Source organism: Nocardia amamiensis, from assembly GCF_015477605.1.
GTDB lineage: Bacteria > Actinomycetota > Actinomycetes > Mycobacteriales > Mycobacteriaceae > Nocardia > Nocardia amamiensis_A.
Map to the genome: position 1 here is coordinate 1 of NZ_JADLQX010000068.1, position 7,831 is coordinate 7,831.

Annotated in this window: 5 protein-coding genes and 2 pseudogenes; 5 read left to right on the top strand and 2 right to left on the bottom strand. The window is 67.7% G+C overall.

Going from position 1 to position 7,831, the window contains the following annotated elements:
* The first annotated feature begins 465 nt into the window (after positions 1-465).
* The 4 genes from IU459_RS35885 (at position 466) to IU459_RS35900 (ending at position 4,936) form a co-directional block, all read left to right on the top strand.
* Positions 466-744, top strand: a complete 279-nt coding sequence (locus IU459_RS35885; RefSeq protein WP_195134044.1) for a hypothetical protein — start codon at positions 466-468, stop codon at positions 742-744.
* Positions 745-1,197: 453 nt separating this feature from the next.
* Complete coding sequence (locus IU459_RS35890) at positions 1,198-4,311, top strand: hypothetical protein (RefSeq protein WP_195134045.1); 3,114 nt, start codon at positions 1,198-1,200, stop codon at positions 4,309-4,311.
* Positions 4,275-4,577 (top strand): hypothetical protein, encoded by a 303-nt coding sequence (locus tag IU459_RS35895; RefSeq protein WP_195134046.1) that lies wholly within the window; start codon positions 4,275-4,277, stop codon positions 4,575-4,577. Before IU459_RS35890 ends, IU459_RS35895 begins: the two co-directional genes overlap by 37 nt.
* Complete coding sequence (locus IU459_RS35900; protein ID WP_195134047.1) at positions 4,574-4,936, top strand: hypothetical protein; 363 nt, start codon at positions 4,574-4,576, stop codon at positions 4,934-4,936. Before IU459_RS35895 ends, IU459_RS35900 begins: the two co-directional genes overlap by 4 nt.
* 574 nt (positions 4,937-5,510) lie before the next feature.
* Here the strand turns inward: IU459_RS35900 and IU459_RS40255 are convergent.
* Positions 5,511-5,948 carry a WD40 repeat domain-containing protein gene (locus IU459_RS40255; RefSeq protein WP_195134048.1) on the bottom strand — a complete coding sequence of 146 codons (438 nt, stop codon included), beginning with the start codon at positions 5,946-5,948 and terminating at the stop codon, positions 5,511-5,513.
* A gap of 82 nt (positions 5,949-6,030) precedes the next feature.
* A pseudogene (locus IU459_RS39905) lies at positions 6,031-7,143 on the bottom strand (WD40 repeat domain-containing protein); the annotation flags it as partial.
* A 135-nt stretch (positions 7,144-7,278) separates the two neighbouring features.
* Between IU459_RS39905 and IU459_RS35915 the strand changes: the two are divergent.
* Positions 7,279-7,700: pseudogene (locus IU459_RS35915) on the top strand (transposase); the annotation flags it as partial.
* Positions 7,701-7,831: the final 131 nt, after the last annotated feature.

Sequence of the window (7,831 nt, forward strand, 5' to 3'; positions counted from 1 at the left end):
CTCCCGGTACAACCGGACCGCGCGAGCCCTCAACTCGTCGGGATACTTCCTCGGTGCTGCCACAGATGACTCCTTCCGGTCCTATCGGACCACACATCGGAGCCCTCCGGAAAACGGGGGAATCTCAAGTGCGACGACGAAGCGTGTCAGTGGATTGTCAGTGCGATCGAGCAGGCCGCGTAGGCAGTCGGAAGGAACGGGGTCGGGCAGGGTGATGGTTGCGGGACGCGGCAGCGTTGGTTGGGCATTCTGATGCCCGAACGAGCGGCCTCCAGATGCGGTTCGTCCGTGCGCCCGAATTCAACCGGCGCTGGCTATGTCAGCGCCACGAGAAGCTCACACCCGGCCAGCTACGAGCACCACGCCCACGGGTGGGTGACCGAGCATCGCCTGTCGGCGGCTGGCAGTTCTCGGCGTACCTCGGCAGACTGGACAGCAGTTGATCAATGCTGCAGGAGGTCGCCGGTGGACCGCATCACGGACTGGGAACGTCGGTACCCGGACCTGTTCGCACCATTGGACGACCTCACCCGCCGCGCGGTTACTCGAACGGTCGCCATCCACGCTCAGGAGGTCGGGATCGAACCCAACCGCGAAACCCTCGCCGACCTGATCGCGGTCGTGACCGGGACGATCACCCCCGCGTGTTCCCCGGCGGTTTCCAGCTCGCCCACGACGAAGGCCGCTGCTACCTCGGACCGGACGGCACACTGGCCCATTCGGGCGGATTACACGGGCCCATGATTGCCGCCCTGATCGACACCGGCCGCCGGATCGACGCCGAGGCATGGGTTTTCGGCCCCGACCGCGCCCCGAAGACCGTCACCGTGTCCGTGCGTGTCGGGCGCATCGACGAGCGGGCACTCGACCGCTGCACATTCGGAACGCAGAACACGCGGGCGACCGCTGCGGATGAAGTGCGTGATCTGCTCTCACCCGCGCACGAAGACCATCTGCTCGACACGCTTGCCGAGGCAATCGCCGCCCGTGAACGCACCGAATACGACCCGCAGCGCATCGCGGAGGAAGTGACCGAGAAGGGTATCGCGCCGCCGTCGAGCAGATCGTTTCTGCAGTGCGCGACCGGCACAGTGTGCTGCGCTCGACCGGTCCCTCCCGGCTGTCCTGTATGCCGAGGCCCGCCACTCCGAGCACTACGAGCAGCTGCTCGACACGATCGGCGTGGCGGGCCTCGGCATGGACAGCGCCGCCCTGGTCGCCGATATCGCGACCCACGGCGGCGAAGACCTCGGCGAGAGCCTGATCAACGCTCGCGACGTGGCCGCCGTGCTTCAGGCCCGCGCCGATCGGCTCATCGGCGAACACACCCAGTCGACGACGGTCCCGCCATCGGCCGCCGCCGATGTCGAGACACTGGCTTACTCCCCCACCAGCGACGACACCGCGCTCACCACAGCGACGGCCGCGTTCAACGACACCGAAGTGCTCTCGACCAAGCGCCAAGGGGGCCGATTCGTCGCGCTACGCGACGCCGAACTACCCGCCGTTGCCCCGGTGCCCAGCCGCCACCCCGGCCTGGACCTCGAACTCGCCGAATTCGCCGAGGGCCTGCGCGCCTGCCTGCTCGACACCGACGCCGAGCGTCTGGCCGACAACCGGCCCACGGTCCCGGTCACCGCCGAGGACAAGGAGGCGGTGCTCGACAGCTACGCCGAAGCCGCGAACCCCGTCGACCGGCGCGCGAAGATCCAGCGCGACTACGAGCACTACGTCCGCGAACTCGCGCACGAACGCGGCTGCTGGCTGCTCGACCGCGCGTTCCCGACTGCACTGGTCCACCAGGTCGAACGCAGCCGCCAATACCCGAGCCTGCTCGACACCATCGCACTCGCGGACGCGCACGGACTCGACACCGACGCGATGATGGCAGCCCTGATCGACGGCACCGACCACGGCCGCGCGCTGATAACCGCGCGGGACGCGGCCGACGTGCTCCGGTCCCGCGCCGACGAATGGATCGCCGATCATGCGATCACCAGCATCGAGCCCACCACCGCGGTCCTGGTCGCCCTCGGCTACGACAACGAAGACCAGGCCGCCGAGCTGACCGCGCTCGCGGTAGCTCGCAACACCGGCACCGATGTGCTCGCCGCCCAGCCCCGCCCGGATCGGTGGCGGGCCCTGGACGAACTCGCGCCGCCGCGTGGCCTGCGCTCGATCCCTCCGGAGCACCCCGGCATGGATCGGGCCATGGCCGACTATGCCGACGAGCTGCGCCGTCTGCTGCTGGAACTGCCCGACGCCGCGCCCGACTGGCGAGTTCGCGCCGCCGCACAGGCCGCCGCGACCGCCGTAAACGAGGACGCCGACCTTGATATCGAATTCGATGCCGAATTCGGCGACACGGCAGCGGAACCGGAATCCGGCGGGAACGAGATCGAGCCAGAAGACGACTGGGCCGAATTCACCAACACCGATGTCCGGCCATCGAATTGCTACCCCGAATTGTCGCGCACCGCGCGGGCAATGCGGATCAATACGGATTTGGCCGCCGCCCGGGAACAAGTCGGACAGCTATTCGATCAGGTGATGTCGCGGACTCATCCGCATCAGCTCGCGATCGAACCGAAGATCGCAGAAATGCGCCTGCGGATGGATGCGCTGCATCCCTTGGTTCTCGCCGCTCGCGATGCACACGAACGATGGGAAGAAGCGGAATTCGACGCGATCACCGCCGAAGACGCCTACCAAACCGCGCTGCGCGCCCACCCCGAAGCTGTCGACGAGCAGTTCATCGACTCCATGCAGGAGCGAATCGACGCGCTTGACGACCCCGCGCTGCGATCCCGACTCGTCGAACAACTCGAGCTGTACCGCGCGGCCGCCACCGAGACCGCCGGCGAGCAAATCGCCCGGACCAAGGACGACGCGGACTCCGCCCGCGCCTACGCCGACGAGCTGCGCGGCGAGGCCGAGGCCGCGAAACAGGAGCTCGACGCGGCCGCCGGTGGCCAGCCCGTCCCCACCGAGGACGAGGTACACACCTGGCGCGGCATGGCCGAGGATCTGGCAACCGCCGAACTCAACGCCGCCCGCGCCGAGGCCGCACGGCTGGATACATTCGCGTTCCACGCCACCCAGCAAGCCGCCAACCAGCTCCGCGCCGACACCGGGGTCTCGCACAGCCAGGCCCTGTGGGAGCTGGAGAACCGCTACCAGCAAGCCGCCGCCGACCGGGCCGCCGCCGAGACAGCCTCGGTCACCGACGAGGGCGAGCCCTCACTCGACCCCGAAACGCCACCCAGTCCGACCGGCCCGCTCACGGACGGGGCCACACAGCAGGTCGAAGCCGAGGCGGACCAGGACACCGGCCCGGCCGTCGACGAGGAACCGGCGGATCCGGCAGCCGCCCGCGAGCACCAGGTGCTCGAACAGATGCAGGCCGAGCCGATCCGGATGCGCAGCGACACCGAACTCGACTCGCTCATCCGGACGCTGCGCCGCACCGCAAGCCAGCGCGACGATCCGACCGCATGGCAGGGCCTCGCAGCCGCCCAGTCGCGCGCCGAGCAGCTGCGCGCCGAACACGCCCGGCTCGCCGAACAGGTCGAGGCGATCGAGGCCGCGCAGACCGCCGAGGCCGCCGCAGACCAAGCCGCCCGCACCGCCACCCAGGCCAGCGCCGCAACCCGAGAGGCCCGGCAAACCTTGGCCGGGATTCCCTCACGTCGGTCCGGAGCACGACGCGACGCGCAGCAACTCGTCGACGCAAGCGCCGACACCGAACGCCGCAAGAAGGCCGACGCCGAAGCCGCGCGAGAGGCCGCACACGCCGCCATCGACGCCGCACGAGACGCCGGGGCCCCGAAACTGCAATGGCCCGCTGTTCTCGCCCGCGCCAACAACCGGGCAGCACTGGCCGCCGAACTCGAAGCCGCTGAACTCGACGACGCCCACGACGAGGAGATGCGCGAACGCGCAGCCCAACGGGCCGCCCGCGCCGCCCGAGACCTGGAGACCGCACTCGCCGAGCGCGAGCGCCGGACCGATCTGTCACCGGTCGACGCCGCCACTGAGCACCGCATCCGCGCCGCCCACGGCACCCGACCAGCAGCCGCAGCACCGAACCGACCGTCGAGCAGCAGCAGGCCGCCGCCCAAGCCGAGGCCGACCGGCAACACCACCATGACCACGGCCCCGAGCTGTGACCGGATGCCGGTTCGTGCTGCAAAACCCGATCACGGCGAGGGTTTGCGATACCTGCGGTGCGGGCCCCGTGGTAGTCTCATGATGTTGTTGGGTAGTCTCGACGTGTGGCTATCAGGCTCTTCTTTGCGCTGGCGCGGATGATGGCGAATGTCGGGGTCGACCTGACACCCGACCAGGTTGCGGAGCTGATGCGCCGATGGCTAGCCGGGGAGGTGCGAGCATGGGGCGAACCTGCCTACGACCCTGCTACCGGGTGGCAGATGTTCCAACTGTGGATGCGTACCGACACAGGCCAGGCCGTACAGGTCACCGGCCGGATCACTCCGCCCGACTTCTACATCGTCGATGTCCGGCCACTGACGGCCACCGAGACCGCCGAATTCGCCCAGTGGGAGGACCCGCAATGATTGACAACACCACCCACACCGATGATGTGACCCCGGACCAGATGGCGCAGATCGTGGCCCGCGCCCAGCGCGGTCGCGCACCTGAGATCAACGTGGCTCCCGACACCGAGACCGACGACCGCTTGAAGCCGCGCTCGGTGAAAATGTCCGATGGGCTGGACTTGCGTGTCCAGCTGCGCGCCGCGGAACTCGGCATGAGCAAGAGCGCCTATTTCCGCTGGCTCGCCGAACGAGACCTGAAGAACGCCTACAGCAACGAGCCGGAAATGGTGTCGCTGGAGCAAGCGCGCGAGATCGCAACCCGCGCCGTGGATGAGGCCCTGGGCCGGTTGTCCCACCGGCCCGGCCACGCCGCATGAATCACCCGGTCGACGGTGTGCTGTCGCGCCAACTGGGTTAGCTTGCTTCGTGGTGATTCCGGCCGCGGGGTTACTGTCTCAGCGGATTGCGGCTTTGGCATCGGCGAATCCTGGCGGCATCCGACCCTACCGAGCAGGGTAGATGTATGGCCACGAGACGGCGGTTTCGACGCTGTGCGGCCTGTAAGGCCCGGCTTCCTCGTTCCGCCGATCCGAGACGGCGGTATTGCGGACCGGCGTGTGTGGCCCGCGCCTACCGTGCGCGTCGTCGATCTGCGGAACGTGCAGCGATCCGCCGGGAAGCAATCACTCTGATGGGGAAGGTGACCCGTCTTCAGATGGCGGGTGCCCTGCCTTGGGATTGGATCGTCGAGGGCCTTCAATGCCCGGTCTGCGGCCAGGTGCTGTACTCCGGCGCCGTTCGTCGTGCCGATGCCTGCTACTGCTCACAAGCATGCCGATCCAAGGCATACCGGCAGCGCAAACATGACGCGCAGCCGTAGCATAAAGCAACGATTTGCTACGGCTGCGCGTCATCGAAGCGGGCATCAGAATTCGTCGGATCGGCACAGCGTCATCGCCGCGGGTTCGATGTGGCGGCGATGAGCTCCATAGTCCCGTCTCTGCTAGCGGAGGCGATGAGCACGCGGTCGGGTGCCATACGGATGAGGTCGCAGGCTGTGCCGATATCCGATAGTTCGATGGTGGATTCCTCTGCCCCGCTGCGTATGTCCCATACGCGCAGGGTGTGATCAGCGCCGACGCTGACGGCAAGTTCGGCAGCAGGTTCGGTAGCCGCCATCCAGACGTGCCGGGTGTGATGACCGGTCAAAAGACGGACGCCCTGGTCGCTCCAAACGATGACGCTGGTGTCGTGGCCGGTGGAGACCACGGTTCGTGATGCGATATGCACGGAAGTAACAGCACAGCTGTGGCCGGTGAGACGCTGGAGAAGCCGCCCTGTCGCGGTGTCCCAGAGACAGACGTTGGTGTCGGCCGAGCCGGAAACCATTACGCCGCCTGCGGCGCTGAGACGGCATTGACCCAGACATCGTGACCTGCAGCAATCGGCCGGTTCGCGGATTCCACAGGCGGACAGTCGAATCGGCCGATCCGGAGGCCAGCACAGTTCCGTCGCCGTTGAACGCGACCGAGTTCACCCAGCCATCGTGACCGGCCAGCACCCGCAGCAATGGGCCGGTGCGCAGATCCCACAGGCGGACAGTCGCGTCGCTCGCGGCGGAAGCGACGACCTGCGCCTCCTGCGAGATCCGCACGCACCAGATCGGCCCGTGGTGTCCGGGTTCAACGGTCCATGCCGGTGGGGCGGCAGGGAGCGAGTTGGAGCCGATGCCGCCGCCCCGGCGGCCGTAGTAGAGAATGTGGTCAGCGCCGAGCGCGGCCGGGGCCAGCGGGGACAACGCCGCAGGGATGAGGCCGCGCGGGCTGAGGTCGCTCGAGGACCACGATCGCAGCAGACCATCGGAGCTGGCGGTGACCACCACGCCGAGAGCCGGATCAGCGAGGACGGCGGTCGGATAGCTCGGCGCGCAGGTCGCCGACACGTCGATGGTCCCGGACTCGGTTATGCGGGCAAGGGTGTGGTGGGCGGTGGCGGCCAGGAGTTGACGATCGCTCGGGGTGGCCAGACTCGTGGGCCGATCGTCGAGTCGGGCTCGCACGCCAAGCGGCCTGCTCCCGTCTCTGGTGAGGACCGTACCGTCGAGCAGGGCGACGGCAAGCCCGCGGTCGGTCCGGGTGAGAGCGGTGATTGGGACATCAGTGGTGTAGAGGTCGCGGTGACCGCCAGCAGGAGTACAAGCGCGGATCCGGCCATCCCATCCCGCGCTGAGGATTATGTCCTTCGACCAGCACAGGCCGGAGATCGTGCCCCGGTGGCGGATCACCTCAACGGGAGTGTCGATGCGGCGGTCCGTGCCCAGGGCCACGACGAACACCGAACCGGCATGGTTGCCGATGGCGAGCCCCGCCGGGGTGCAGGCCACGGCGGTGATCGCCGATCCAGCGCCGATAGTGGCCGGTTCGGATGCCCCTGCGGTGAGCAGCGTCCCGTCGACACGGCCGTACCAGGGGGTTCCAGTGTGGTCGACAGCGAGAGCGGTGGTGCTCGGCGCACCCTCGGCGTCAGAGAGGTCGGCCGGCGGCAGCCCGGCGGTACGCCACAGCCGTGTGTATCTCGTGCTCACGAGGCCACAGCCGGTTGGTTCGGGCTCGCGAGTTGGCCGGTGCGCAGCAGCTCGATCAAGACTTCGCTACCGCCGACGAACTGAACCGCCCTGGGTTTGGTGCCCACCTTGTTTCTTGGGAAGGATGGGCAGACCATGCCTGCGAAGTACGACGAAGCGACCAAGGCCAAGGCTGTCCGGCTGGTCATCGATCACCGCGACGACTACGACAGCGAGTGGGCCGCGATGAAAGCGGTCTCGTCTCGGCTGGGGATGACCGCTGAGACGCTGCGTAAATGGGTCCGCCAAGCCGAGGTGGACCGGGGTGAGGCAGACGGGATGACCTCGGACGCGGCACGGACGATCCGTGAGCAGAAACGCAAGATCGCCGAGTTGGAGCAGACGATCGAGATTCTCTCTGCGGCAAAGTATTTCTTCGCGCGGGTGATCGACCCGCGACAGCGGTAGTCTGTGCGTTCATCGCCGAGCATCAGGCTCGGTTCGGGGTTGTTCCGATCTGTCGTGCGCTGACCGCGCACGGATGCAAGATCGCCCCGCGGACGTTTCATACCTGGGCACGGCCCTGCGTTCCGCATAATTCCGGGGTTTCGGAGCCCAAGACTGCCGGTTTCCGCGGGTCGCGGGGTCTCGGACGAGAGAAACTCTGAAATTTGCCTAGAGACGCGATTCGCTGAATTCGAGTAGCGTG